Origin of the sequence: Streptomyces sp. ME19-01-6 (assembly GCF_033793745.1) — a bacterium.
Taxonomy (GTDB): domain Bacteria; phylum Actinomycetota; class Actinomycetes; order Streptomycetales; family Streptomycetaceae; genus Streptomyces.
In genome coordinates this window covers 116,692-141,305 of the sequence record NZ_JARAXF010000014.1, presented here as the reverse complement: position 1 = coordinate 141,305, position 24,614 = coordinate 116,692, and the positions used below count along the sequence as shown (strand labels likewise).

General features: G+C 72.4%; 23 protein-coding genes. 17 read left to right on the top strand and 6 right to left on the bottom strand.

The window, feature by feature from the left end; translation table 11 throughout:
* The first annotated feature begins 26 nt into the window (after positions 1 to 26).
* A complete protein-coding gene (locus PV419_RS28390) occupies positions 27 to 1,199 on the top strand; it encodes a D-alanine--D-alanine ligase family protein (protein ID WP_319693781.1) in 1,173 nt (390 codons plus the stop codon).
* Between the two features lie 97 nt (positions 1,200 to 1,296).
* Here PV419_RS28390 and PV419_RS28385 read toward each other — a convergent pair whose 3' ends face one another.
* Both PV419_RS28385 and PV419_RS28380 read right to left on the bottom strand, forming a co-directional pair.
* On the bottom strand, positions 1,297 to 1,815 hold the full coding sequence (locus PV419_RS28385; RefSeq protein WP_319693779.1) for a DUF3515 domain-containing protein: 519 nt from the start codon (positions 1,813 to 1,815) through the stop codon (positions 1,297 to 1,299).
* A gap of 19 nt (positions 1,816 to 1,834) precedes the next feature.
* Positions 1,835 to 2,068 carry an Lrp/AsnC family transcriptional regulator gene (locus tag PV419_RS28380; protein ID WP_014176096.1) on the bottom strand — a complete coding sequence of 78 codons (234 nt, stop codon included), beginning with the start codon at positions 2,066 to 2,068 and terminating at the stop codon, positions 1,835 to 1,837.
* 137 nt (positions 2,069 to 2,205) lie between these two features.
* Between PV419_RS28380 and PV419_RS28375 the strand changes: the two genes are divergently transcribed.
* Both PV419_RS28375 and thiD read left to right on the top strand, forming a co-directional pair.
* Positions 2,206 to 3,174: a thiamine-phosphate kinase gene (locus tag PV419_RS28375; RefSeq protein WP_319693777.1), complete on the top strand. Its 969-nt coding sequence runs from the start codon at positions 2,206 to 2,208 to the stop codon at positions 3,172 to 3,174.
* A 56-nt stretch (positions 3,175 to 3,230) separates the two neighbouring features.
* Positions 3,231 to 4,064 (top strand): bifunctional hydroxymethylpyrimidine kinase/phosphomethylpyrimidine kinase, encoded by an 834-nt coding sequence (thiD, locus tag PV419_RS28370; RefSeq protein WP_319693775.1) that lies wholly within the window; start codon positions 3,231 to 3,233, stop codon positions 4,062 to 4,064.
* A gap of 164 nt (positions 4,065 to 4,228) precedes the next feature.
* Here the strand turns inward: thiD and rpmB are convergent, their stop codons facing one another.
* Positions 4,229 to 4,414: a 50S ribosomal protein L28 gene (gene rpmB / locus PV419_RS28365; RefSeq protein ID WP_009714771.1), complete on the bottom strand. Its 186-nt coding sequence runs from the start codon at positions 4,412 to 4,414 to the stop codon at positions 4,229 to 4,231.
* Between the two features lie 250 nt (positions 4,415 to 4,664).
* On the opposite strand from rpmB, the gene PV419_RS28360 reads away from it, so the two are divergent.
* From PV419_RS28360 to mutM, 9 genes are all read left to right on the top strand, one after another.
* Positions 4,665 to 6,485, top strand: coding sequence for a DAK2 domain-containing protein (locus PV419_RS28360; RefSeq protein ID WP_319693773.1), 1,821 nt, complete (start codon positions 4,665 to 4,667; stop codon positions 6,483 to 6,485).
* A gap of 79 nt (positions 6,486 to 6,564) precedes the next feature.
* The gene (gene recG / locus PV419_RS28355; RefSeq protein ID WP_319693771.1) at positions 6,565 to 8,853 is read left to right on the top strand and encodes an ATP-dependent DNA helicase RecG; all 2,289 of its coding nucleotides are present in this window, start codon (positions 6,565 to 6,567) and stop codon (positions 8,851 to 8,853) included.
* A 102-nt stretch (positions 8,854 to 8,955) separates the two neighbouring features.
* A complete protein-coding gene (gene rsmD / locus PV419_RS28350) occupies positions 8,956 to 9,540 on the top strand; it encodes a 16S rRNA (guanine(966)-N(2))-methyltransferase RsmD (protein WP_319693770.1) in 585 nt (194 codons plus the stop codon).
* Positions 9,537 to 10,046 (top strand): pantetheine-phosphate adenylyltransferase, encoded by a 510-nt coding sequence (coaD, locus tag PV419_RS28345; RefSeq protein WP_319693768.1) that lies wholly within the window; start codon positions 9,537 to 9,539, stop codon positions 10,044 to 10,046. The genes rsmD and coaD overlap by 4 nt, the downstream gene beginning before the upstream one ends.
* Positions 10,047 to 10,182: 136 nt before the next feature.
* Positions 10,183 to 11,271, top strand: a complete 1,089-nt coding sequence (locus tag PV419_RS28340; protein WP_319693766.1) for a cell division initiation protein — start codon at positions 10,183 to 10,185, stop codon at positions 11,269 to 11,271.
* A gap of 193 nt (positions 11,272 to 11,464) precedes the next feature.
* On the top strand, positions 11,465 to 12,055 hold the full coding sequence (locus tag PV419_RS28335) for a DUF177 domain-containing protein (protein WP_319693765.1): 591 nt from the start codon (positions 11,465 to 11,467) through the stop codon (positions 12,053 to 12,055).
* A 2-nt stretch (positions 12,056 to 12,057) separates the two neighbouring features.
* Positions 12,058 to 12,231 (top strand): 50S ribosomal protein L32, encoded by a 174-nt coding sequence (gene rpmF / locus PV419_RS28330; protein ID WP_009714764.1) that lies wholly within the window; start codon positions 12,058 to 12,060, stop codon positions 12,229 to 12,231.
* Positions 12,232 to 12,250: 19 nt separating this feature from the next.
* Positions 12,251 to 13,093 (top strand): ribonuclease III, encoded by an 843-nt coding sequence (gene rnc, locus PV419_RS28325; protein WP_319693763.1) that lies wholly within the window; start codon positions 12,251 to 12,253, stop codon positions 13,091 to 13,093.
* Positions 13,094 to 13,186: 93 nt separating this feature from the next.
* The gene (mutM, locus tag PV419_RS28320) at positions 13,187 to 14,107 is read left to right on the top strand and encodes a bifunctional DNA-formamidopyrimidine glycosylase/DNA-(apurinic or apyrimidinic site) lyase (protein WP_319693761.1); all 921 of its coding nucleotides are present in this window, start codon (positions 13,187 to 13,189) and stop codon (positions 14,105 to 14,107) included.
* On the opposite strand, the gene PV419_RS28315 is transcribed toward mutM, so the two are convergent.
* Both PV419_RS28315 and PV419_RS28310 read right to left on the bottom strand, forming a co-directional pair.
* Positions 14,029 to 14,493, bottom strand: coding sequence for a helix-turn-helix domain-containing protein (locus PV419_RS28315; RefSeq protein WP_319693759.1), 465 nt, complete (start codon positions 14,491 to 14,493; stop codon positions 14,029 to 14,031). The two genes, mutM and PV419_RS28315, sit on opposite strands and share 79 nt — an antisense overlap.
* A 75-nt stretch (positions 14,494 to 14,568) precedes the next feature.
* The gene (locus PV419_RS28310) at positions 14,569 to 15,498 is read right to left on the bottom strand and encodes a CAP domain-containing protein (RefSeq protein WP_415925395.1); all 930 of its coding nucleotides are present in this window, start codon (positions 15,496 to 15,498) and stop codon (positions 14,569 to 14,571) included.
* A gap of 135 nt (positions 15,499 to 15,633) precedes the next feature.
* Between PV419_RS28310 and PV419_RS28305 the strand changes: the two genes are divergently transcribed.
* The 4 genes from PV419_RS28305 to PV419_RS28290 all read left to right on the top strand — a co-directional run bounded on the left by PV419_RS28305 (position 15,634) and on the right by PV419_RS28290 (position 22,816).
* Entirely contained in the window at positions 15,634 to 15,915 is a 282-nt protein-coding gene (locus PV419_RS28305; RefSeq protein WP_319693756.1) for an acylphosphatase, read from the top strand.
* Between the two features lie 384 nt (positions 15,916 to 16,299).
* Positions 16,300 to 16,506 carry a hypothetical protein gene (locus tag PV419_RS28300; protein ID WP_319693754.1) on the top strand — a complete coding sequence of 69 codons (207 nt, stop codon included), beginning with the start codon at positions 16,300 to 16,302 and terminating at the stop codon, positions 16,504 to 16,506.
* Positions 16,507 to 16,993: 487 nt separating this feature from the next.
* A complete protein-coding gene (locus PV419_RS28295) occupies positions 16,994 to 21,178 on the top strand; it encodes an AAA family ATPase (protein WP_319693752.1) in 4,185 nt (1,394 codons plus the stop codon).
* Between the two features lie 219 nt (positions 21,179 to 21,397).
* Positions 21,398 to 22,816 (top strand): sugar porter family MFS transporter, encoded by a 1,419-nt coding sequence (locus PV419_RS28290; protein ID WP_319693751.1) that lies wholly within the window; start codon positions 21,398 to 21,400, stop codon positions 22,814 to 22,816.
* Positions 22,817 to 22,861: 45 nt separating this feature from the next.
* Here PV419_RS28290 and PV419_RS28285 read toward each other — a convergent pair whose 3' ends face one another.
* On the bottom strand, positions 22,862 to 23,860 hold the full coding sequence (locus PV419_RS28285; protein WP_319693749.1) for an LLM class flavin-dependent oxidoreductase: 999 nt from the start codon (positions 23,858 to 23,860) through the stop codon (positions 22,862 to 22,864).
* 289 nt (positions 23,861 to 24,149) lie between these two features.
* Here PV419_RS28285 and PV419_RS28280 point away from each other — a divergent pair, with 289 nt between their 5' ends.
* The gene (locus PV419_RS28280) at positions 24,150 to 24,548 is read left to right on the top strand and encodes a hypothetical protein (RefSeq protein WP_319693748.1); all 399 of its coding nucleotides are present in this window, start codon (positions 24,150 to 24,152) and stop codon (positions 24,546 to 24,548) included.
* Positions 24,549 to 24,614: the final 66 nt, after the last annotated feature.

Here is a 24,614-nt window from a genome sequence, read left to right as displayed (position 1 = left end):
GGACCGCAAGGTAACCTCAACGCGTTATGAGCAGCCAGAGCCCCGTTCCCAGCCCTGTCCCGCCCTCCTCCGGAGGGGAGCCGCGGAAGCTGCGGGTCGCCGTTGTCTTCGGCGGCCGCAGCTCCGAACACACCATCTCGGTGGTCACCGCCGGCGCCGTGCTGCGCGCCATCGACCGCGAGAAGTACGACGTGCTGCCGATCGGGATCACGGGGGACGGGCGTTGGGCGCTGACCGCCGACGAGCCCGACCGGATGGCCATCGCGGACCGGGTGCTGCCCAGCGTCGAGGGCCTCGCCGAGTCCGAGGAGGGCTCCGTCCTGCTCCCGGTCGAACAGGGCAACCGCGAGGTCGTCTACGCCGAGCCGGGCGCGGTGCCCAAGGCGCTCGGCGAGGTCGACGTGGTCTTCCCCATGCTGCACGGCCCCTACGGCGAGGACGGCACCCTCCAGGGGCTGCTCGAGCTGTCCGGCGTGCCCTATGTGGGCGCGGGGGTGCTCGCCTCCGCCGTCGGCATGGACAAGGAGTACATGAAGCGGGTGTTCGTCTCCTTCGGGCTGCCGGTCGGCCCGTACGAGGTGATCCGCCCCCGGGAGTGGGAGAAGGACCCGGCCGCCGCGCGGAAGAAGATCGTCGACTTCGCCGGCGAGCACGGCTGGCCCGTCTTCGTGAAGCCCGCGCGCGCGGGCTCGTCCATCGGCATCTCCAAGGTCGACGACATCTCCGGCCTGGAAGAGGCGATCGAGGAGGCGCGGCGCCACGACCCGAAGATCGTCGTCGAGGCGCTGCTGCGCGGCCGCGAGATCGAATGCGGTGTGCTGGAGTTCGAGGACGGCCCGCGGGCCAGCGTGCCCGCCGAGATCCCGCCGGTCTCCACCCACGACTTCTACGACTTCGAGGCGAAGTACATCGACTCGGCCGACGGCGTGGTGCCCGCGCCCCTCACCGAGGAGCAGACCGAGCGGGTGCGGGAGCTGGCGGTGCGGGCGTTCGAGGCGACGTCCTGCGAGGGCCTGGTCCGTGCGGACTTCTTCCTGCTGGACAGCGGCGAATTCGTGATCAACGAAATCAACACCATGCCCGGCTTCACGCCCATCTCGATGTATCCGCGGATGTGGGAAGCGAGCGGGGTGAGCTACCCCGAGCTGGTGGACCGGCTCATCCAGGCCGCCCTGAGCCGCCCGACGGGGCTGCGCTAGACGGCGATGCCAGGGCCCCGGGCGGCGCGCCCGGGGCCCGGCCGGGGGCACCTCCCAGCGGTAGCTGGGGGAGAACCGAGCCGCAAAAAGAGGCCCCTCAGACCACGCCTTCCGGCACGCTCTTCTTGACGGCGCTCGCCAGATCGACGAGCGGGTTGACCTCCGGCGCGTACTTCCCGGGTACCGTCACCTCGACGTACGCCCTGCGCAACACGGTCGTGAAGCGGTAGCCGTCGTCCAGCTGCTCGGGAAACCACTGCACGCCGTTGACATCGGCCGAGGCGGCATAGGGGTCGTAATGCTCGGTGCCGGGCGTGAGACCGGCGGGCTTGGCGACCCCGCAGCGCAGCTTCACGGCGGGGTCGCCCCAGGCGGCGGTGAGGTCCGAAGCGGGCTTGGGGGTGCGCCGCTTCAGCCCCTCCACGGTTTTGGGAAGTTCCTTGTGCAGCGCCCGGCACAGCGTGGCCATCTCCGCCGTCGGCTTGGGAACCGTGAGCGACAGTGAACCGTCGGATCCTCCGGTGAAGGAGCACCCGGCCGCCGACAGCACGATCAGCGCCGCGGCGGCGGACGTGGAGACGACCCTGCGGGTGGGGCTACGGTGTGCGGAATTCACGGGCAGAGCATACGGGGGGTCACAGATGGACGACGGGGCAGGTCAGAGTGCGGGTGATGCCGTCCACTTGCTGGACCTTCGCGACCACCATGCGGCCGAGTTCATCGACCGTCTCGGCCTGAGCGCGCACGATGACGTCGTACGGGCCGGTCACGTCCTCGGCCTGTATCACTCCGGGGATCTTGGCGATGACGTCGGCCACGGTCGACGCCTTGCCGACCTCGGTTTGGATCAGGATGTACGCCTGTACCACGGAACCTCCAGGGCGGCTACGAGGATCATGTGGGGAGAAGGGACGCCACGGTACCGCGTCGCCGAGCGACGCGGGGAGACCCGCGCGGCATGCGCGGCGCGGCGGGCAGAGAGCGACAAGTGCGAAGGGGCAATGGGATGAAGGGCACCGTGGGCGAGTTGGGGGAGTTCGGGCTCATCAGAGAGCTCACCTCCCGGCTCACCACCACCCCGGCGGTGCGGCTCGGGCCCGGCGATGACGCCGCGGTCGTCGCCGCGCCGGACCGGCGGGTCGTGGCCAGTACGGACCTACTGCTGGAGGGTCGGCACTTCCGCCGCGACTGGTCCACCGCCTATGACGTCGGCCGCAAGGCCGCGGCCCAGAACCTCGCGGACATCGCGGCGATGGGCGCGGTGCCGACCGCGCTCCTGCTGGGCCTGGTGGTGCCCGCCGAACTCCCGGTGACCTGGCCCGCCGAGCTGATGGACGGCATCCGCGACGAGTGCCAGGTGGCGGGCGCGGCCGTGGTGGGCGGCGATGTGGTGCGCGGCGAGACCATCACCGTGGCGATCACCGCCCTGGGCGATCTGCGCAACCATGAACCGGTCACCCGATCCGGGGCCCAGCCGGGCGACGTGGTCGCGGTCACGGGCTGGCTCGGCTGGTCGGCGGCCGGCCACGCGGTGCTCTCCCGCGGCTTCCGCTCGCCGCGCGCCTTCGTCGAGGCGCACCGCCGGCCGGAGCCGCCCTACCACGCCGGGCCGGCGGCCGCCGGGCTCGGCGCGACCGCGATGACCGACGTCAGCGACGGGCTGGTCGCCGACCTCGGGCATATCGCGGAGGCCAGCAAGGTCCGCATCGACCTGCGCTCGGCGGACATCGACGTCCCCTCCCAGATGTCCGACATCGGGCAGGCGGTGGGCGTCGATCCGCTGCAGTGGGTGCTCAACGGGGGCGAGGACCACGCGATCGTGGCCACCTTCCCGCCCGACGCGAAGCTGCCCGCCCGCTGGAAGGTGATCGGCGAGGTGCTCAACCCCTCGGCGCTGCCGCAGGTGACCGTGGACGGCGCGCCCTGGCCGCACGCGGGCTGGGACCACTTCGGCAAGGACAAGAGCGCCGACTAGCCGACCGGAAGCGCCGGCTGGAAGCGCCGGGTGGACCACCGAGTAGATTCGGCGACATGGCGACTTCCCCCGCATCTCCGCCCAGCGCATCGCCCCGCGCGCCCGTGGCCCCGCCGCGCGTGCTCACCGTCGCCGGATCCGACTCCGGCGGCGGTGCCGGAGTCCAGGCCGACCTGAAGGCGATGCTGGCCCTCGGTGTGCACGGCATGAGCGTGATCACGGCCGTGACGGCACAGAACTCGCTGGGCGTGAGCGGTGCGTGGGAGCTGCCCGCCGAAGCCGTACGGGCCCAGTTCCGCAGCGTCGTCGACGACATCGGGGTGCAGGCGGTCAAAACCGGGATGCTGGCGTCCGCCGAGCTCGTCGAGACCGTCGCCGGGCTGCTCGCGGACGTCTCCGCCCCGGTCGTGGTCGACCCGGTCGGGGTCTCCAAGCACGGCGACGCCCTGCTGGCCGAGGAGGCCCTCGGCTCGGTCCGTACCCGGCTGCTGCCGGTCGCGACGGTGGCCACGCCCAACCTGGACGAGGTCGCCCAGCTGACGGGCGTGGAGGTGGCGGCGGAGCGGGACCTGCGGCGGGCCGCCGACGCGATCCTGGAATTCGGCCCGCGGTGGGCGCTGATCAAGGGCGGCCATCTGGACGGCGACGCGGTCGATCTGCTCACCGACGGCACCGAGGAGCACTGGCTGCGGGCCGCCCGGCACGACAACCGCCATACGCACGGCACGGGCTGCACCCTCGCCGGCGCCATCGCCTCGTATCTGGCGCTCGGGGCGGAGGTGCCGCGGGCCGTCGCGGCGGCCAAGGAGTACGTCACGGGCGCGATCGCGGCCGGGTTTCCGCTGGGACGGGGGATCGGCCCTGTGGATCACGGCTGGCGGTGGCGCTGAAGAAGCGGCGATCAAGAAGCGGCGCTGAGAACGCCTGCGGCGGAGGGGTGGGTCTCAGCGCTGAGGGGATGCGAAAAGCCGGCCCACCTCTAGGTGGACCGGCTCGGCAACCGGAAGGGTCGCACTCGACGCGCGAGCGGGGTCGCCCCCGATCGCGCGGGAAGTCAGCGCGAGACCTTGCCGGCCTTGATGCACGAGGTGCAGACATTGAGCCGCTTCGGGGTCCGACCGACCACAGCGCGCACCGTCTGGATGTTGGGGTTCCAACGACGGCGGGTGCGGCGGTGCGAGTGCGAGATGTTGTTGCCGAAGCCCGGCCCCTTGCCGCAGACGTCGCAGTTGGCAGCCACGGGTTACTCCAAAGACGGGTCAACCCCGCTTGCGCGAGGAGACAGACACTTACGGTGAACCCCGACGCGCCGGGATCGTGAACGATCGGCGGTGCCGGGGGGAATGGCCCGATTCGCATCGGGCAACCGGAGCAGCATACAACGGCCACTCCGCTACCTCGAAATTACCACGGCCCCCCGGGCCCGTGCCGCGGGTGGCGACTACCCTGCGATGACGGTCCCGCCCCCTGCCCTCCCGAGGAGGACGTACGTGCCGCACCCGCTCGACGCCGATGCGGTACGCACCTGGTGCGGCCTGGCGCTGGACGCGCTCGGCCGGGCCCGCGAGGAGATCGACGCGATCAACGTCTACCCGGTCGCGGACGCGGACACCGGAACCAACCTCTACCTGACCGTCGAGTCCGCCGCCCAGGCCGTGACCGCCGCCTTCGACGGCCACGCCGCCGCCCCGGGGCCCGCCGCCCACCCGAGCCTGCGCGAGGCGGTGCGCGCCATGGCCCATGGCGCCCTGATCGGCGCGCGCGGCAACTCCGGCACGATCCTGGCACAGCTGCTGCGCGGCATGGCGGACGTCCTCGCGGACGGTGACGGCGACGGCGACGACAGGGACGTCAGCAGGGGCAGGGACGTCAGCGGGAACGGGAACGGCGGCGGTGCCGACCCCGCGGGCCCCCATGGCGAGGCGGACGGCCTGCGCCGGGCCCTGCGGCGCGCGGCCGAGCTGGCGTACCGGGGCGTGGCCCACCCGGTCGAGGGCACCGTACTGACCGTCGCGCGGGCCGCGGCCGACGCCGCCGACCGCGCCCAGGGCGACCCGGCCGCGGTGGCCCGCGCCGCGTACGAGGGCGCGCGCACCGCCCTGGAGGCCACCCCCGCCCAGCTCGGGGTGCTCGCCCGCGCGGGCGTCGTCGACGCGGGCGGCTACGGCCTGGTAGTGGTCCTCGGCGCGCTCGCCGAGGCCGTGTCGGGCCGGGCCCCGGCCGACGGGCCCGTCGTGGCCCCCGGGGGCTGTGCGGCCGGGCACGCGGCCACCGCCGACGGCTCCCTCGGCGACGGGCCCGACGGCGGACCCGCCTTCGAGGTGATCTATCTGCTGGAGGCGGACGAGACGGCCGTCGCCCGGCTCCGGGACCGGCTGGACGCGCTCGGTGACTCCCTGGTGGTCGTCGGCGGCGACGGGCTGTGGAATGTGCACGTCCATGTGGACGACGCGGGCGCGGCCGTGGAGGCGGGCATCGAGGCGGGCCGCCCACACCGCATCCGCATCACCCACTTCGGCACGGCCGCCGCCCGCCGCGCCCACGCCGACCAGCCCCATCTCCAGCCGCGTCCCCGGACGGACGACGACACCGGGAAGCGGCCGGACCGACCGGGCGCCCCAGAGCCCCAGGGCGCCCGCGCGGACCGTGCGCCGCGCGCCGTGGTCGTGGTGGTCCCCGGCGAGGGCCTGGCCGCGCTGTGCGCCGAGGCCGGTGCGACCACGATCGCCGCGCGGCTTGGGGAGCGCCTGGCCGCGGGCGAGCTGGCCGAGGCCGTACGCCGGGCCCGCGCCCGGGAAGTCGTCCTGCTGCCGAACGACGCCGAGCTGCGCCATACGGCCGCGGCCGCCGCCGCCCAGGCCCGCGCCGAGGGCGTACGGGTGGCGGTCATCCCCACCCGCTCGCCGGTCCAGGGCCTCGCCGCGCTCGCCGTGCACGAGCCGGGCCGCAGCTTCGACGAGGACGTCGTGGCCATGACCTCCGCGGCGGGCGCCACCCGCTACGCCGAGCTGGCCGTCGCCGAGCGCCAGTCCTGGACCATGGCCGGGGTGTGCCAGGCGGGGGACATGCTGGGGCTCATCGACGGCGATGTGGCGGTGATCGGCGACTCTCTCGCGGACACCGCCGAGACCGTGCTGGACCGGATGCTGGCCGCGGGCGGCGAACTGGTCACGCTGGTACTCGGCGCGGACGTGCCCGACGGCGTCGCCGAGCACCTGGAGCGCCACGTACGGGAGGGGCACTTCGCGGTCGACACGGTGATCTACCACGGCGGCCAGCCGGGCGTGCCGCTGATCATAGGCATCGAATAGATCGAATTGATCGAATAGGTTGCGCGGCCCCGCACATCCCGGAGCGGGGTGGCCCCGCTTGTCAGTGCGGTGGTGTGCAATGGACAGCGTGCCCGCGCTGGATGAACCTCTGAAGAAAGTGCTCGGCGGCAACACCGCGAAGGTGATGGCCGACCACCTCGACCTGCACACGATCGGCGATCTGCTGCACCACTACCCGAGGCGGTACGCCGAGCGCGGCGAGCTGACCCGGCTCTCCGACCTGCCCCTGGACGAGCATGTGACGGTCGTCGCGCAGGTCGCCGACGCGCGCGTGCACAAATTCGACCGCGGCACCAAACAGCGCCTGGAGGTCATCCTCACCGACGGCAGCGGCCGCCTGCAGCTGGTCTTCTTCGGCCGGGGGGTCTACGGGGCGCAGAAGGAGCTGCTCCCCGGCCGCCGGGGCATGTTCGCGGGCAAGGTCGGCGTCTTCCGCAATGTGCGCCAGCTGGCCCACCCCGCGTACGAGATGCTGGGCAAGGAGGACAGCGCGGCGGCCGTGGAGGCGTGGGCCAACCAGCTGCGGCCGCTGTACCCCGCCTGTGCCCAGCTGGAGTCCTGGAAGATCGAGAAGGCCGTCGGGACGCTGCTCGATTCCCTGGAGGCCACCGGCTGGGACGGCCTGGTCGACCCGCTGCCCGAGAGCCTGCGGCTCGACCGCGGGCTGGCCGAGCTCCCCGAGGCGCTGCTGAAGATCCACCGGCCGCGCACCAAGACGGACATCGCGGCGGCCCGGGACCGCCTGAAGTGGGACGAGGCCTTCGTCCTCCAGGTGGCCCTCGCCCGGCGGCGCCACGCCGACGCCCAGCTGCCCGCCGTGCCGCGCGCCCCGGCCGAGGGCGGCCTGCTGGACGCCTTCGACGCGCGGCTGCCGTTCACCCTCACCGATGGCCAGCGGAGCGTCAGCCGCGAGATCTTCGCCGACCTCGCCACCGATCACCCCATGCATCGGCTGCTCCAGGGCGAGGTCGGCTCCGGGAAGACCATGGTGGCGCTGCGGGCGATGCTGGGCGTCGTGGACAGCGGGGGACAGGCCGCGATGCTCGCGCCCACCGAGGTGCTCGCCCAGCAGCACCACCGCTCGATCACCGAGATGATGGGCGACCTGGCCGAGGGCGGCATGCTGGGCGGCTCGGAACAGGGCACCAAGGTCGTGCTGTTGACCGGCTCCATGGGCGCCGCGGCCCGCCGCCAGGCGCTGCTGGACCTGGTCACCGGCGAGGCCGGGATCGTGGTCGGGACCCATGCGCTGATCGAGGACAAGGTCCAGTTCCACGATTTGGGCCTGGTCGTGGTCGACGAGCAGCACCGCTTCGGTGTGGAGCAGCGTGACGCCCTGCGCTCCAAGGGCAAGCAGCCGCCGCACCTGCTGGTGATGACGGCCACCCCCATCCCGCGGACCGTGGCCATGACCGTCTTCGGCGACCTGGAGACCTCCGTCCTGGACCAGCTGCCGGCCGGACGCTCCCCGATCGCCTCCCATGTGGTGCCCGCGAAGGACAAGCCGCACTTCCTGGCGCGGGCGTGGGAGCGGGTGCGCGAGGAGGTGGCGGCCGGCCACCAGGGGTATGTGGTGTGCCCGCGGATCGGCGACGAAATGGGCGAGGAGATCGGCGATGGGGGAGCCGAACCCAAGGGCGCGGCGCGCAAGTCGGCCGCGTCTCCCGCCAAGTCACCGGCCAAGTCTTCCGCCAAGTCTTCTGCCAAGTCCCCCGAGGACGAGGCCGAGAAGCGGCCGCCGCTCGCCGTCCTCGATGTCGCCGAGCAGCTCGCCAAGGGCCCGCTGCGGGAGCTGCGGGTGGAGGTGTTGCACGGCCGGATGCAGCCCGAGGCCAAGGACGAGGTGATGCGCCGCTTCGCCGCGGGCGAGGTGGACGTCCTGGTCGCCACGACGGTCATCGAGGTCGGCGTCAACGTCCCCAACGCCACCGCCATGGTGATCATGGATGCCGACCGCTTCGGCGTCTCGCAGCTGCACCAGCTGCGTGGCCGCGTCGGCCGCGGCTCGGCCGCCGGGCTGTGCCTGCTGGTGAGCGAGATGCCGGAGGGCAGCCCCGCCCGCGCCCGGCTCGGCGCGGTCGCGGCCACGCTGGACGGCTTCGAGCTGTCCCGGATCGACTTGGAGCAGCGGCGCGAGGGCGATGTACTGGGGCAGGCCCAGTCCGGGGCGCGCTCCTCGCTGCGGGTGCTCGCGGTCATCGACGACGAGGAGGTCATCGCGGCGGCCCGGGAGGAGGCGGCGTCGATCGTCGCGGCCGACCCCGAGCTGGCCGGGTACCCGGAGCTGCGTACGGCGCTGGACGCGTTCCTGGACGAGGAGCGCGAGGAGTACCTTGACAAGGGCTGACGGGCTGACAAGGGCACGCGGGCCGGGACGCCATATCGTGGAGGGGCGGCGGCCTCGTACGGCCCGCCGCTGCCCCTCCCACCGCGAAGGACTGCGTCACCGATGACCCGAGTGATCGCCGGAGCCGCCGGCGGCCGCCGCCTGGCAGTGCCGCCGGGAAACGGCACCCGACCGACCTCGGACCGGGCGCGCGAAGGCCTCTTCTCCACCTGGGAGTCGCTGCTGGGCTCGCTGCGCGGGGCCAGGGTGCTCGACCTGTACGGCGGCTCGGGCGCGGTCGGCCTGGAGGCGCTCTCGCGCGGCGCGCACCATGTGCTGCTGGTGGAGTCCGACGCGCGCGCCGCCCGCACCATCCGGGCGAACATCCGGGCGCTCGGCCTGCCCGGCGCCGAACTGCGCACGGGCCGGGCCGAACAGGCCATCGCCGGACCGGCCCCCGCGAGCGGCCCGTACGACGTGGTGTTCCTGGACCCGCCGTACGCGGTGGCCGACGAGGAGCTGCGGGAGATCCTCCTCACACTCGCCGGTAACCGGTGGCTCGCGCCCGACGCGCTGGCCACGGTGGAGCGGAGCACGCGAGGCGGAGATTTCGGATGGCCTGCCGGTTTCGAGGGCTTGCGGGCCCGTCGCTACGGCGAGGGCACGCTTTGGTACGGTCGCGCCGCCTCGACGTGCGACAACCCATGACCGGACCCGAGAGCGAGGAACCACCAGTGCGCCGCGCAGTCTGTCCGGGGTCCTTCGACCCCGTCACCAATGGGCACCTCGACATCATCGCCCGAGCGTCCAAGCTGTACGACGTCGTCCACGTCGCCGTGATGATCAACAAATCCAAACAGGGCCTGTTCACCGTGGACGAGCGGATGGACCTGCTCCGCCAGGTCACCGCCGAGTACGGAAACGTATCGGTGGAGTGCTTCCACGGCCTCCTCGTGGACTTCTGCAAGGAGCGCGAGATCCCCGCCATCGTCAAGGGGCTGCGAGCGGTCAGCGACTTCGACTACGAGCTGCAGATGGCCCAGATGAACAACGGCCTCTCGGGGGTGGAGACGCTGTTCGTGCCCACCAACCCCACCTACAGCTTCCTCTCCTCCAGCCTGGTCAAGGAGGTCGCGGCCTGGGGCGGAGACGTCTCCCATCTGGTACCCCCGCTGGTGCTCCAGGCCCTGACCGAGCGGCTGGGCCGGCGCTGACCCGCTGACGGCCGGGCCGACGGGTGTCGGGTGGGGCCCGCTGGCCGTACAGTCGTCCCCGGTCGTTCCCGCCCGTTGCAGTTCCTTTCGTCAAGTTCCGTCAAGTTCCGTCAAGAGAGAGTGGCGAGCACCCAAGGTGGACGTGCAGAAGAAGCTCGACGAGATCGTCGACACCGTCGGCAGCGCCCGGTCCATGCCCATGTCGGCCTCGTGCGTGATCAACCGCGCCGAGCTGCTCGCCATGCTCGAAGAGGTGCGCGCCGCTCTCCCTGACTCCCTCGCCCAGGCACAGGACGTGATCGGCGGCCGCGACCGGGTGGTCCAGGAGGCCCGCCAGGAGGCCGAGCGGATCATCGAGTCCGCGCACGCCCACCGGGGCTCGCTGGTCTCGGACACCGAGGTGGCCAGGAAGTCCCAGGAGGAGGCCGACCGGATCCTGGAGGAGGCCCGCCGGGAGGCCGAGGAGATCCGCGCCGAGGCCGACGACTACGTCGACAGCAAACTCGCCAACTTCGAGGTCGTGCTGACCAAGACCATCGGGTCCGTCGACCGCGGCCGCGAGAAGCTGCTGGGCCGCGCCGCGGGCGGGGAGCAGGACGGGATGGCGGGGCAGCCGGAGGACGGGCCGGAGCGCAGCGCCGACCCCCAGACGCTGCGGCTGCGCGCCGACGAGTACGTGGACACCAAGCTCGGCGCGGTCTCGGCGGTGCTCACCAAGACGCTGGAGGCGGTCGGCCGGGGCCGGCAGAAGCTCCTCGGGGCCCGGGCGATCGACGAGCTGGGCGCGCACGTGGCCGCCCAGGAAGCCGCCGCCCCGCTCGGCCACGGAACCAGCGACGACGACTACCTGGCGGACCTGGCCCAGTCCCAGGCCCAGATCCCCGCGGCGCGGCCCGAGGCGGCGCCCGACGCCTCGTACTACGCGGCCACGGCCGGCTACCAGCAGCAGGACGCGTACGGCTACCAGCAGCAGGGCTACGTCCAGCAGCAGGACCCGTACGCGGCGGCACAGGGCGGCTATCAGCAGCAGGACGCGTACGGCTGGCAGCAGCAGCCTCAGGGCTACGATCCGAGCGGCTACGCCCCCGAGCAGCCCCAGCAGCAGCCCGAGCACCAGCCGCACCACCAGCACCAGCAGCCGGCCGCGGCCCTCGACGAGACCAGCCTGTTCGACACCAGCATGATCGACCTGGACCAGCTGCGTCAGTACGAGCAGGGCCGCTGAGCCCGGCCGGGCCGAAGCCCCCGCACCGGAGGCGGATTGGGTCTACGGCGACCCGTCCAGTATCCTGGCTCTTCGGTCGCGTGTACGTCCGCGATCTCGGCTGCCCGCTTCGTCGTATTGACGTCGGGTGGCCCGCCGCAGCCGTAGAAAGCAGGAAGCCCTGAACGCCCGCCTCGACCACCGCGCCCCTCTCGTGTTCGACACACGCGAGCTGGGCCGCCGTCCCGGTGCGCTCAAAAGGGTCTCCCGTTCGGTTCCGGCCCCCAAGGACCTCGGTATCGAGGTCATCGGGGTGCGGGAGGGCGTGACCGTCGAGCTCGACCTCCGCCTGGAGTCGGTCATGGAAGGGGTGCTTGTCACAGGCACCGCCCGTGCACCGCTGACAGGGGAGTGCGTAAGGTGTCTGGAGCCGCTGGAGCGGGAGCTCAAAGCGGACTTCCAGGAGATGTACTCCTACCCCGACGCCGATGACCGGAGCCGCTTCGCGGACACCGGCGACGACGCCGAGGAGGAGGACACGCTCTTTCTCGAGGGCGACCTGTTCGACCTCGAACCCGTGCTGCGGGACGCGGTGGTGCTGACACTGCCGCTGCAGCCGGTGTGCCGGGAGGACTGCCCCGGGCTGTGTGCCGAGTGCGGCGCGCGGCTCGAGGAGGACCCCGACCACCATCACGACGCCGTCGACATCCGTTGGGCGGCACTGCAGGGACTCGCCGAGCCCGTTTCGGACGGCGAGAAGGACAACGCACCCCGCGAGCGCGGGGATGACTCACAGGAGAAGTAGCCGTGGCTGTTCCGAAGCGGAAGATGTCGCGCAGCAACACGCGCCACCGCCGGTCGCAGTGGAAGGCTGCGGTCCCCACCCTGGTGGCGTGCGAGCGCTGCCACGAGCCGAAGCAGCAGCACATCGCGTGCCCGAGCTGCGGCACCTACAACCGCCGCCAGGTCCTCGAGGTCTGATCGGCGGGTGACAGGCTCTATGTCGGACGCCAACACGACTCCCCGCAAGCGAGCGGGAGAAGCGGCCCAGGCGGACACGGCCTCGTCCCACACGATCCTGGAAGGGCGGCTCGGGTACCAGCTCGAGTCCGCCCTTCTGGTGCGTGCGCTCACCCACCGCTCCTTCGCGTACGAGAACGGCGGGCTGCCCACCAACGAGCGCCTGGAGTTCCTCGGGGACTCCGTGCTCGGCCTGGTGGTCACCGACACGCTGTACCGCATCCACCCCGACCTGCCCGAGGGCCAGCTGGCCAAGTTGCGGGCCGCCGTGGTCAACTCGCGCGCGCTGGCCGAGGTGGGGCGCGGACTCGATCTCGGCGCCTTCATCCGGCTCGGCCGGGGTGAAGAGGGCACCGGGGGACGGGACAAGGCCTCCATCCTCGCCGACACCCTCGAAGCGGTGATCGGCGCCGTCTACCTCGACAAGGGGCTGGACGCCGCCGCGGAGCTGGTGCACCGGCTCTTCGACCCGCTGATCGAGAAGTCCTCGAACCTGGGCGCCGGCCTGGACTGGAAGACCAGCCTCCAGGAACTGACCGCCACGGAGGGCCTCGGGGTCCCCGAGTATCTGGTCTCCGAGACCGGACCCGACCACGAGAAGACCTTCACGGCTGCCGCCCGCGTCGGTGGTGTCGCGTACGGCACCGGCACCGGCCGCAGCAAGAAGGAGGCCGAGCAGCAGGCGGCGGAGGCCGCCTGGCGCGCGATCCGCGCCGCGGCGGACGAGGCCAAGGCCAAGGCCAAGGCCGAAGCGGCCACGGCCGAGGGCACCGTCGTGGCCTCGGACGGCGAGGCCGCCGACACGGCCTCGACGGCACACTGATCCAACCCTCCTCGCCCTCCTTGTGACCGAGTGCGGCCCCGCCCGCACCGGCCGCCGGGAGGGCGAGGGCTTCGTCGTACAGGGAGGCCCCCGTTGCCCGAGCTGCCCGAGGTCGAGGTGGTCCGGCGCGGCCTGGAGCGCTGGATCAGCGGCCGTACGGTCGCTGAGGTGCAGGTGCTGCACGCGCGCGCGGTGCGCCGCCACCTCGGGGGCGGGGAGGACTTCGCCGCCCGACTGAAGGGCCGCCGCACCGGCGTGGCCCGCCGCCGCGGCAAGTACCTGTGGCTGCCGCTGGAGGAGGCCGACGAGTCGGTGCTGGCGCACCTCGGCATGAGCGGCCAGCTGCTCGTCCAGCCGCACGGCGCCCCGGACGAGAAGCATCTGCGCATCCGGGTGCGCTTCGCCGACTCCACAGGCACCGAGCTGCGCTTCGTCGATCAGCGCACCTTCGGCGGACTCTCGCTGCACGAGGTGGTGCCCGGCGCGGCGGACGGGCTGCCGGCCGCGATCGCGCACATCGCCCGCGACCCGCTGGACCCGGCGTTCGACGAGGCCGCCTTCCACACCGCGCTGCGCCGCCGCCGCACCACCCTCAAACGGGCGCTGCTCGACCAGTCGCTGATCAGCGGGGTCGGGAACATCTACGCCGACGAGGCGCTGTGGCGCGCCCGGCTGCACTACGACCGGCCGACGGCCACCCTCACCCGCCCGCGCAGCGCCGAACTCCTCGGCCACGTGCGCGAGGTCATGAGCGCCGCGCTGGCGGTCGGCGGCACCAGCTTCGACTCCCTGTACGTCAATGTGAACGGCGAGTCGGGCTACTTCGAGCGCTCCCTGGACGCGTACGGCCGGGAGAACGAGCCCTGCCGCCGCTGTGCCACGCCGATGCGCCGCCGCCCGTGGATGAACCGCTCCAGTTACTTCTGCCCGCGCTGTCAGCGTCCGCCGCGCCCGGCGGCCCCGGCCCGCGTGGCCGCTGTGCCCCGTAGCGCGGTGCCGCGCTCCTCGTCGTAGCGCGCCCGGGCGGTCAGCACCTCCGGCATACGCTCTTCGACGAGGCCGATCAGCGCCAGCAGCCGTTCGGCGACGGCGTGGCCCAGCGGGGTCAGTTCGTAGTCCACGCGCGGTGGGTTGGTCGGCTGCGCCTCACGGTGCACCAGGCCGTCGCGCTCCAGCGCGTGCAGTGTCTGGGACAGCATCTTCTCGCTGACGCCGTCGACCCGGCGGCGCAGCTCATTGAAGCGCAGGGTGCCCTCCTCGAGAGCCCCCAGGGTCAGGCCGCCCCACTTGCCGGTGATGTGTTCCAGCGTGCCGCGGGAGGGGCAGGCGCGGGCGAACACGTCGAAGGCCAGGTCGTCTGCCGTTTCGGTGCTCGCCGGTGTGGCACAGTCGCTCTCCATGGCATGACCATACTGCAGCGCAGCGCTGACCAAGGGGTTGCGCTTTCGTTGGGTTAGTGCCGGTGCCAGGGTCGGCTAGTAGCCGAAGTCCTGGGTCCACCAGGGGCCGTCCCCGTCTCCGAAGTTCGCCCCGACGCCCAGGGTCTTGTAGCTGCAGTTGAGGATGTTGGCGCGGTGGCCGGGGCTGTCCATCCAGGAGTCCATCACGGCCTGCGCGTCCTGCTGGCCGCGGGCGATGTTCTCCCCTCCCAGGTTCAGGATGCCGACCTGCTCCGCCCGCTCCCAGGGGGTGTCGCCGTCCGGGTCGAGGTGGTCGAAGAAGCCCCGCAGGGCCATGTCGTCGGTGAAGTCCTGGGCCAGCTGGGTCAGTTTCGGGTCGGCGGTCACGGGCTCGCAGCCGACCTTCGACCGCTCCTGGTTGACCAGGGCCAGGACCTGCCGCGCGGCGGCCTTCTCGGAACTCTCCGGCGTGCTGGGGTCCGCGCTCTGGGCCGGGGGCGTGGTGGGCTTGTGGGACGAGGAGGAGCCCTTGCCGTCCGACCCGCCGTTCTCCTTCCCGCTCCCGTTCCCGCTCCCGGTCGCTTGGCCGGAGCTCGAGGAGCCCGGCTGCTTCGAGGGGGTCGTGGAGGGTGCGGGGGAGGACTTGCCCGGGGTCTTCGAGGGGGTGGTGGACGGCGCGTGTGGCCGGTCGTCGCCGCGGTCCGCGGGGGTCGTACCGCGCTCGACCGGCGATGCCGACGGGGAGCCCTGGGTCTCCAAGGCCGAGCCCGACGGGGCGTCGGCGCGCACGCCTCCGGCCGGGTCGTTGCTTCCGCTAAGGGTTGGACCTCCCGGCAGCAGTCCGGTGGCCATGGCCACCGCGCCCACCGCGACAGCGGCGGAAACGCTCAGCAGTCCGGTCCGCACCGGCGCCAGAGGGCTTCGGCGGGCTCCTCGGTGGCGCCCTGCCCCGGGAGCGGGGGGTGTCGGCGCGGTTCCGGGGGCAGATCGTCGATGGCGGCCCATCTCCTGCCTTCCTTGCAAGATCGGGGTCACAGGCGTCACTCGTACGGGTGAGTATTGCGTTGAGCCGGGACTGTACGCCATCACGGGGGCGGCTGAGGTGTCCGGGGAGCAAATTGCTCGGCTAGCGTGCCACCCATGAACGAGAGAGTGCGCCTTACCGCGTGGGTGCGCGGCCGGGTCCAGGGCGTCGGTTTTCGCTGGTTCACCAGGGCAAACGCGCTGCGCATCGGCGGGCTGTCCGGGTTCGCCTCCAATCTGTCCGACGGCCGGGTCCAGATCGTCGCCGAAGGGGAACGTATGAACTGCGAACAGCTGCTCGACTGGCTGCGAGGCGGCGACACGCCCGGCCGCGTCGACGGTGTGACCGAGATCTGGGACACACCCAAGGGCGGCTACGAGACCTTCGAGATCCGCTGAGCCACCCCGCCGCACCCGTCGCACCCGCCCGCCGCGGCCCCTCGCCGGGCGGGCCTTTCGCACCGCGCGTGAGCGGAAACAAGCTGATGGTTGCCAATGCGGCCGGTCCGTGGAAGGCTGCGGCGTAAGGGATGATCCCCTCGCTTCGGCGGCCTGATCAATGCGGGCTCGGCGCTTCTCGCCACTCGATATGCCCCCGGCCGCGGGGTCCCCGCTGGCCTGTGATCGTGTTGACCCTCAAACCATTTGGTGAGACGCTGGAAGCCCCGCGCACCTTAACTGTTTGCCACTCAGCACGGTAGTTACGGCAGGCATCGCGGGTGCGAAATCCCTCACGACCCACCACCGTTTCGGTCGGTCACTCAGTGTGGAGGACCATCCATCATGGCAAAGGCGCTTCTCGGTTACGTCGGCGGCTCCGACCCCCGAGTCCTCGCCGAGATGCGACGGCTTCAGCAGCGCGTCCAGGACCTCGAATCCGAGCTCATTCGGATCCAGGCCGAGAACGACGCTCTGTCCGCCGCCGCTCACCACGGCGACTCGCTGCTCGACAGCATCGACGTATCCCAGGCGGAGCCTGCGCTCGCCTGACCGGGCTTCCGGGCCGGTCGGGCTGCACCGTCAGCCGCTTGAGAATCTGCAAGGGACGCCGATCGGCGTCCCTTCGTCGTTTCCGCGGCGGCCGGCCGCGCTTCCCTTACCGTCTGATGTGCCCCTCCCCCTGAGCGGTGAAACCGAGAAGAAATCGAGAAAAACCGAGAAGGGGCCGAGGAGAGCGGAGGGCCGCCGCGCGACGCCCCCGCCGAAGGGCGGGGGTGCCGGTGCCGCGGTGGTCGGGTGAGACACGGGAGTTGAAGTTCTCTCCCGGATGTACCCGGGAGATTCTCCCCTGGATCGCTCCGGGGAGTTTGACAGGTCATGCCTGTCCGGCGACGACCCTTCCGGCCGCCGGAGCAAGTACGGGACTCGCTCGGGTTGTCGGAGACTTGAATGTCGCCTCCGATGATGCACTGAGAGTACCAGGTTCATTACGGAGTGATGCGACGGTGCTGCGCATAGGGAGGTAGAGTCCAAAGGCGTGCATCTCAAGAGCCTGACCCTCCGAGGCTTCAAATCCTTCGCCTCCGCCACGACGCTGCGCTTCGAGCCGGGTATCACCTGTGTCGTCGGCCCCAACGGTTCGGGCAAGTCCAATGTCGTGGACGCGCTTTCCTGGGTCATGGGGGAGCAGGGCGCCAAGTCGCTGCGCGGCGGGAAGATGGAGGACGTCATCTTCGCCGGGACGACCGGACGCCCCCCGCTCGGCCGCGCCGAGGTCTCCCTCACCATCGACAACTCGGACGGCGCGCTGCCCATCGAATACGCCGAAGTCACCATTACGCGGATCATGTTCCGCAACGGCGGCAGCGAGTACCAGATCAACGGGGACACCTGCCGCCTCCTGGACATCCAGGAGCTGCTCTCCGACTCCGGCATCGGCCGCGAGATGCATGTCATCGTCGGCCAGGGCCAGCTCGACTCCGTCCTGCACGCCGACCCGACCGGGCGCCGCGCCTTCATCGAGGAGGCCGCGGGCGTGCTCAAGCACCGCAAGCGCAAGGAGAAGGCGCTCCGGAAGCTCGACGCCATGCAGGCCAACCTCGCCCGCGTCCAGGACCTCACCGACGAGCTGCGGCGCCAGCTCAAGCCGCTCGGGCGGCAGGCCGCGGTCGCCCGGCGGGCCGCCGTCATCCAGGCCGACCTGCGGGACGCCCGGCTGCGGCTGCTCGCCGACGACCTGGTGACCATGCGCGAGGCGCTGCGCACCGAGATCGCCGACGAGGCCGCGCTCAAGCAGCGCAAAGAGGCCGCCGAGGCCGAGTTGCGCACCGCGCAGCAGCGGGAGGCGGCCCTGGAGGAGCAGGTACGGCAGCTGGCGCCGCGGCTGCGGGACGCCCAGCAGACCTGGTACGAGCTCTCGCAGCTCGCCGAGCGGGTGCGCGGCACGATCAGCCTGGCCGACGCCCGGGTCAAGAGCGCCACCTCCGCCCCCGGCGAGGAGCGGCGCGGCCGCGACCCGGAGGACATGGAGCGCGAGGCGGCCCGGATCCGCGAGCAGGAGGCGGAGCTGGAGGCCGCGCTGGAGGCGGCGAGCCGGGCGCTGGACGACACCGTCGCGCACCGGGCCGAACTGGAGCGCGAGCTGGCGCTCGAAGAGCGTCGGCTGAAGGACGCGGCCCGCGCCATCGCCGACCGCCGCGAGGGGCTGGCCCGGCTGCAGGGCCAGGTGAACGCCGCCCGGGGCCGGGCGGGTTCGGCCCGGGCCGAGATCGACCGGCTGGCCGTCGCCCGCGACGAGGCCCGGCAGCGGGCGGCCGCCGCGCAGGAGGAGTACGAACAGCTCCAGGCCGAAGTGGACGGACTGGACGCGGGCGACGCGCAATTGGCGGAGCGCCATGAGGCTGCCAAGCGGGAGCTGTCCGAGGCGGAGACCGGGCACCGGGCGGCCCGCGAGGCCCTGACCGCCGCCGAGCGCGAGCGCGCCGCGACCGCCGCCCGCCATGACGCGCTGGCCCTGGGCCTGCGCAGAAAGGACGGCACGGGCGCCCTCCTCGGCTCCGCCGACCGGCTGACCGGCCTCCTCGGCCCGGCCGCCGAACTCCTTGACGTCGCCCCCGGCTTCGAGGTCCCCGTGGCCGCGGCCCTGGGCGCCGCGGCCGACGCGATCGCCGTCGCGGACCCCCGGACCGCGGCGGAGGCGATCCGCCTCCTCCGCAAACAGGACGCGGGCCGCGCGGCGCTCCTGCTCGGCGCCCCGGCGGACGCGCGCGCCGACTCCCTCAGGGCGGCGGACGCGCCTGCCGGACCCGGTATCCCCGGGTCGCCCCTGGTGGGCCCGGCCGCGGTGCCGGCCGCCGGCCGCCCCGTCGAGGCGAACGGCTCGGGAGCGGGCCACGGCAGCCCCGGCGAGCGGCCGCCGGACGACAGCGCGGCCGGGGCCCGCGGCTCGGACATCCCGGGTGTTTCGCCCGCGCCCGGGACGGCGGCGGGTGCTCCCGGTGGCCCGACGGTCGGTCAGCTCGGCTCCGTACGTGTTCCGCACTCTGCCGGAGGCGGCGCGGACGGCCAGGGGGAGCACGCGGACGCCGACACGGCGGCCGGCGGTGCCCCACTCGTCGCCCCGTTTCCCTCGGGGCCACCGTCCGCGCCCGAGCCCGGCGTGGCGGCGGCCGTCCGGGCGGCCGGTTCCCCCGCCGATTCCCCGGCGGGCGGAGCAGCTTCCGCCGACGTGGGCATCACCGTTCCGGGCGCCAGGCCCGGGGAGTCCGGGGCGGAGACGGCGCACGGACCCGCCGCGGAAGCGGCCGGGAGCGCGGTCCCCGGCGACGGCGGCCGGGCGGCGGTGCGGCGGGATGCCGGGGGCCGGGCCGCGTCGGTGGCCGAGGCCGGGCCTGACGGCGAGGCCGGGGCGCGGCGCGCGGCGGAGCTCGTGGGCGGGCCCGCGGGGCTGTTGTCGGCGGTGCGATGGCTGTTGCGGGACGTGGTGGTGGTCGCGACGCTGGAGGACGCCGAGGAACTGGTCGAGCGGCGGCCGGAGTTGACGGCCGTGACCGCCGAGGGCGATCTGCTCGGGGCGCATTTCGCCCAGGGCGGGTCCGCCGGGGCGCCCAGTCTGCTGGAGGTGCAGGCCTCGGTCGACGAGGCGGCGGCGGAGCTGGAGGAGCTCGCCGTGCGGTGCGAGGAGCTCACCGACGCGCAGCGGGCGGCGGCGGAGCGGCGGGCCGAGAGCGCGGCCCGAGTCGAGGAGCTGGCGGCCCGGCGCAGCGCGGCGGACCGCGAGAAGTCGCAGGTCGCCCAGTCGCTGGGGCGGCTGGCCGGGCAGGCGCGGGCCGCGGCGGGCGAGGCCGAGCGGATGACCGCGGCCGCGGCCAAGGCGGAGGAGGCGCTGGCCAGGGCCACCGAGGAGGCCGAGGAGCTGGCCGAGCGGCTGATCGTGGCAGAGGAGGAAGCCACCTTCGGTGAAGGAGGGGCCGAGGAGCCGGACACTTCCGTACGGGACAGACTGGCGGCCGACGGGGCGAACGCCCGGCAGACCGAGATGGAGGCGCGGCTCCAGGTCCGTACGCACGAGGAGCGGGTCAAGGGGCTCGCGGGGCGGGCGGACGCGCTCGACCGGGGGGCGCGCGCCGAGCGCGAGGCGCGGGCGCGTGCGGAGCAGCGCCGGGCGCGGCTGCGGCACGAGGCGAGCGTGGCCTCGGCGGTGGCCTCGGGCGCCCGGCAGCTGCTGGCGCATGTCGAGGTCTCGCTGGTGCGGGCCGAGCAGGAGCGGGACGCGGCCGAGCGGGCGAAGGCCGAGCGGGAGCGTGAGCTGGTCGCCGAGCGCAACCGTGGCCGCGAGCTCAAGAGCGAGCTGGACAAGCTGACCGACTCGGTGCACCGGGGCGAGGTGCTGGGCGCCGAGAAGCGGCTGCGGATCGAGCAGCTGGAGACGAAGGCGCTGGAGGAGCTGGGCGTCGAGCCGGCCGGGCTGGTCGCCGAGTACGGACCGGACCAGCTGGTGCCGCCGTCCCCGCCCGCCGAGGGCGAGGTCTTGCCGGAGGACCCGGAGCATCCGCGCAATCAGCCGGTGCCCTATGCCAGGGCGCAGCAGGAGAAGCGGCTGAGGGCCGCCGAGCGGGCGTATCAGCAGCTGGGCAAGGTCAACCCGCTGGCGCTCGAGGAGTTCGCGGCGCTGGAGGAGCGGCACCAGTTCCTGAGCGAGCAGCTGGAGGACCTGAAGAAGACGCGGGCCGATCTGCTGCAGGTGGTCAAGGAGGTGGACGAGCGCGTCGAGCAGGTGTTCACGGAGGCCTACCGGGACACGGCGCGCGAGTTCGAGGGCGTCTTCTCGCGGCTGTTCCCGGGCGGCGAGGGCCGGCTGGTGCTCACCGATCCGGAGAACATGCTGACCACGGGCGTGGACGTGGAGGCCAGGCCGCCGGGCAAGAAGGTCAAGCGGCTGTCGCTGCTGTCCGGCGGGGAGCGGTCGCTGACCGCCGTGGCGCTGCTAGTGTCGATCTTCAAGGCGCGGCCGAGTCCGTTCTATGTGATGGACGAGGTGGAGGCGGCGCTGGACGACACCAATCTGCAGCGGCTGATCCGGATCATGGAAGAACTCCAGGAGAGCTCCCAGCTGATCGTGATCACACACCAGAAGCGGACGATGGAGGTCGCCGACGCGCTGTACGGGGTCTCCATGCAGGGCGACGGGGTCTCGAAGGTCATCAGCCAGAGGCTACGGTAAGCGCTTCAATACTTGAAGTCATTCGATCGGGCGCGCCCAAGGTCTCCCCATCATCCACCTGTAGTGACTGCTCCGTCACATCCTATTGACTTCGAAACTTGAAGGCATAGTCTCGGTAACGTCGCTTTTACCTTCAAGTGGTGGCCGACCCCTCGGCTGGGCCCCGCTGGAAGGCCCCCCACGTCCGGCAGCGTTGCCGGATGGCCACAGGAGTTCACGTTGACCACCACCGTGCAGGCATCGGGGTCCGCGGGCCGCCAGGCCCAGCCGGCCCCGCTCGGCCGTGTCATCTTCATCACCGCCGCCGCCGCGATGGGCGGCTTCCTCTTCGGCTACGACAGCTCGGTGATCAACGGAGCGGTCGAGGCCATCCGCGGCCGCTATGACATCGGCTCCGCCGCGCTCGCGCAGGTCGTGGCCATCGCCCTGATCGGCTCGGCCATCGGCGCCGCCATCGCCGGCCGGGTGGCCGACCGCATCGGCCGGATCCGCGTCATGCAGATCGCCGCCGTGCTGTTCACCATCAGCGCGGTCGGCTCGGCCCTTCCCTTCGCCCTGTGGGACCTGGCCGTATGGCGGGTGCTCGGCGGCATCGGCATCGGCATGGCCTCCGTGATCGGCCCGGCCTACATAGCCGAGGTGGCCCCGCCCGCGTACCGCGGCCGTCTGGCCTCCTTCCAGCAGGCCGCGATCGTCATCGGCATCGCCCTGTCCCAGCTCGTCAACTGGGGCATCCTCAACCTCGCCGACGGCGACCAGCGCGGCAAGATCGGCGGCATCGAGGCCTGGCAGTGGATGCTCGGCGTGATGGTCGTCCCGGCCGTGGTGTACGGCCTGCTGTCCTTCGCCATCCCCGAGTCGCCCCGCTTCCTGATCTCCGTCGGCAAGGCCGACCGCGCCAAGCAGGTCCTGGCCCAGGTCGAGGGCGAGGGTACTCACCTCGACGCGCGCGTCGCCGAGATCGAACAGGCCATGCGCAGCGAGCACAAGTCCACCTTCAAGGACTTGCTCGGCGGCCGGTTCGGGCTGCTGCCGGTGGTCTGGATCGGCATCGGTCTTTCGGTCTTCCAGCAGCTCGTCGGCATCAACGTGGCGTTCTACTACTCCTCGACGCTGTGGCAGTCCGTCGGCGTCGACCCGAGCGGCTCGTTCTTCTACTCCTTCACCACCTCGATCATCAACATCATCGGCACCGTCATCGCGATGGTCTTCGTCGACAAGATCGGCCGCAAGCCGCTCGCGCTGATCGGCTCGGCCGGTATGGCGGTCTCGCTCGCCCTGGTGGCCTGGGCCTTCTCGGCGCACCTGGTCGACGGCAAGCTTCCGCACGGCCAGGGCGTCCTGGCCCTGATCGCGGCCCACGCCTTCGTCCTCTTCTTCGCCCTCTCCTGGGGCGTGGTGGTCTGGGTACTGCTCGGCGAGATGTTCCCCAACAAGATCCGTGCCGCCGCGCTGGGCGTCGCCGCCTCCGCGCAGTGGATCGCCAACTGGGCCATCACCGCCAGCTTCCCGAGCCTGTCCGACTGGAACCTGTCGGCGACGTACATCATGTACACCGTCTTCGCCGCGCTCTCGATCCCCTTCATCCTCAAGTGGGTGCCGGAGACCAAGGGCAAGGCGTTGGAGGAGATGGGCTAATCCCCCCGCCGGCCCCCTCCTCACCCTTCAAGGTTCTGCCCCGCCTCACTCCTTGAGGCGGGGCAGAACGCGTTCCGCGAACAGCCGCAGCGAGCGCCAGCCCTCCTCCACGGGCATCCCGCCGCACAGCGGATGCAGCACCAGGCTCGCCGCCTCGCCGCCCTCCTCGGCCAGCGCCACGCACTCCTCGGGCGTGACGACGCGGTACACGCCCTCGCCGCGCAGCGCCGCGACGTCCTCGGCGCGGGAGCGGACGGCGGACCGCACGCCCCCGTCCGACTGCCAGGAGTCGTACATCCGCGCCTCGTGCAGCAGATGCGAGCCGAACTCCGCCCAGGCCCGCTCTGCTTGCTCCGGGTTCTCGACCACATGCAGCAGGGACGTCCGCGCGGCGGGCATCACGCACCAGCCCGGTGTCCCGTACTCCGCCCGCCGGGCGTGGTAGTACGCCTCCAGCTCCGGCAGATGGGCGCTGGGGAAGAACGGCAGCCCCAGCCGGGCGGCGCGGCGCGCGGCGGCCTTGGAGCTGCCGCCGACCAGCAGCGTCGGGTGCGGCCGGGTGTACGGGCGCGGGGTGACCAGCACCGTGCGGCCCCGGTACTCGAAGGGCTCGCCGGTCCAGGCCGCGAGCAGCGTCTCCAGCGCCTCGTCCTGGAGCGCGCCGCGCCGCTTCCACTCCCTGCCGAGCCCCGCGTACTCCTCGGGCCGGTAGCCGATGCCCGCCACCGTGACCAGGCGGCCGCCGCTCACCAGGTCGAGCACGGCGATGTCCTCGGCCAGCCGCAGCGGATCGTAGAGCGGGGTGATCAGTGCGGAGACGGTGACCGCGATCCGCCGGGTGGCGCCCAGCACCGCGCCCGCGAAGGTCAGCGGGGAGGGCAGCCAGCCGTTCGCGGCGCCGTGATGCTCCTCGGTCTGAACGGTGTCGATGCCCTGCTCGTCGGCGTAGGCGGCCATCTCGACAGCCGCCCGGTAGCGCCGGGACAGGGACTCGGGAGTGGCGTCGGGATCGACCAGATTGAGCCGTACGACCGTGACGGGCATGGCGGATGTCCCCCTTCTGTCCCCCGGGGCGGTTCTGTCGCCCTGGGCGGTGGGCGGGCGAGAGGGGCACGTTAACTGACGGTCCGTCAAATAAACAGGGAGTGGAGGCCGCCAACGGGCTCCGCCCCGCGCGGCGGAGCCGCACAGGGATACCGCGGGCAGGGCGGGGCGGATGACTCATGTGCCTGGGACACAGGGCGGCTGACGGTAGGGGAAGGCCCGGTGCCCCGGGCGTCGACTTCCCGCCGCCGCGCGGGGACGAAGTCGTGACACAAAGCGGAGGGGCGCGATGACGATCACTACGGGGGAACCGGTCATCACCGGATCCGACATCGACGACCTGGTCATCCGGGTGCGGCGCGCCGCCGGCGACACCGCGGAACTCGCAGCGGCCAAGACGGCCCTTTTCGGCACGGCCGGCGCCGCCCCGGCCGAGGCGCAGCTCATCCGGCAGCGGCTGCTGACCATCGCCCTGCACCACGGCGGCGATCTGCTGGCCAAACTGCTCATCCGGCTCGGGCCGCGCGAGACCGCCATGGTCCGCCGCTACGCCCACCGGCTCGGCTACTTCCTGGAGACCCTCGAGATCTGGTCGGCCAAGCCGATCATGCTGACCCTGATGCGGTTCGGCGTGCCCTACATCGAGGCCGAGGCCATCGCCGTCGCCATCCTGCTGCTGGTGTGGTGAGCGGTGAGACAGCTGACACAAGGGCCGGCGCGAAGGCCGGCGCAAGGGCCGGAACGCGGGTGCGGG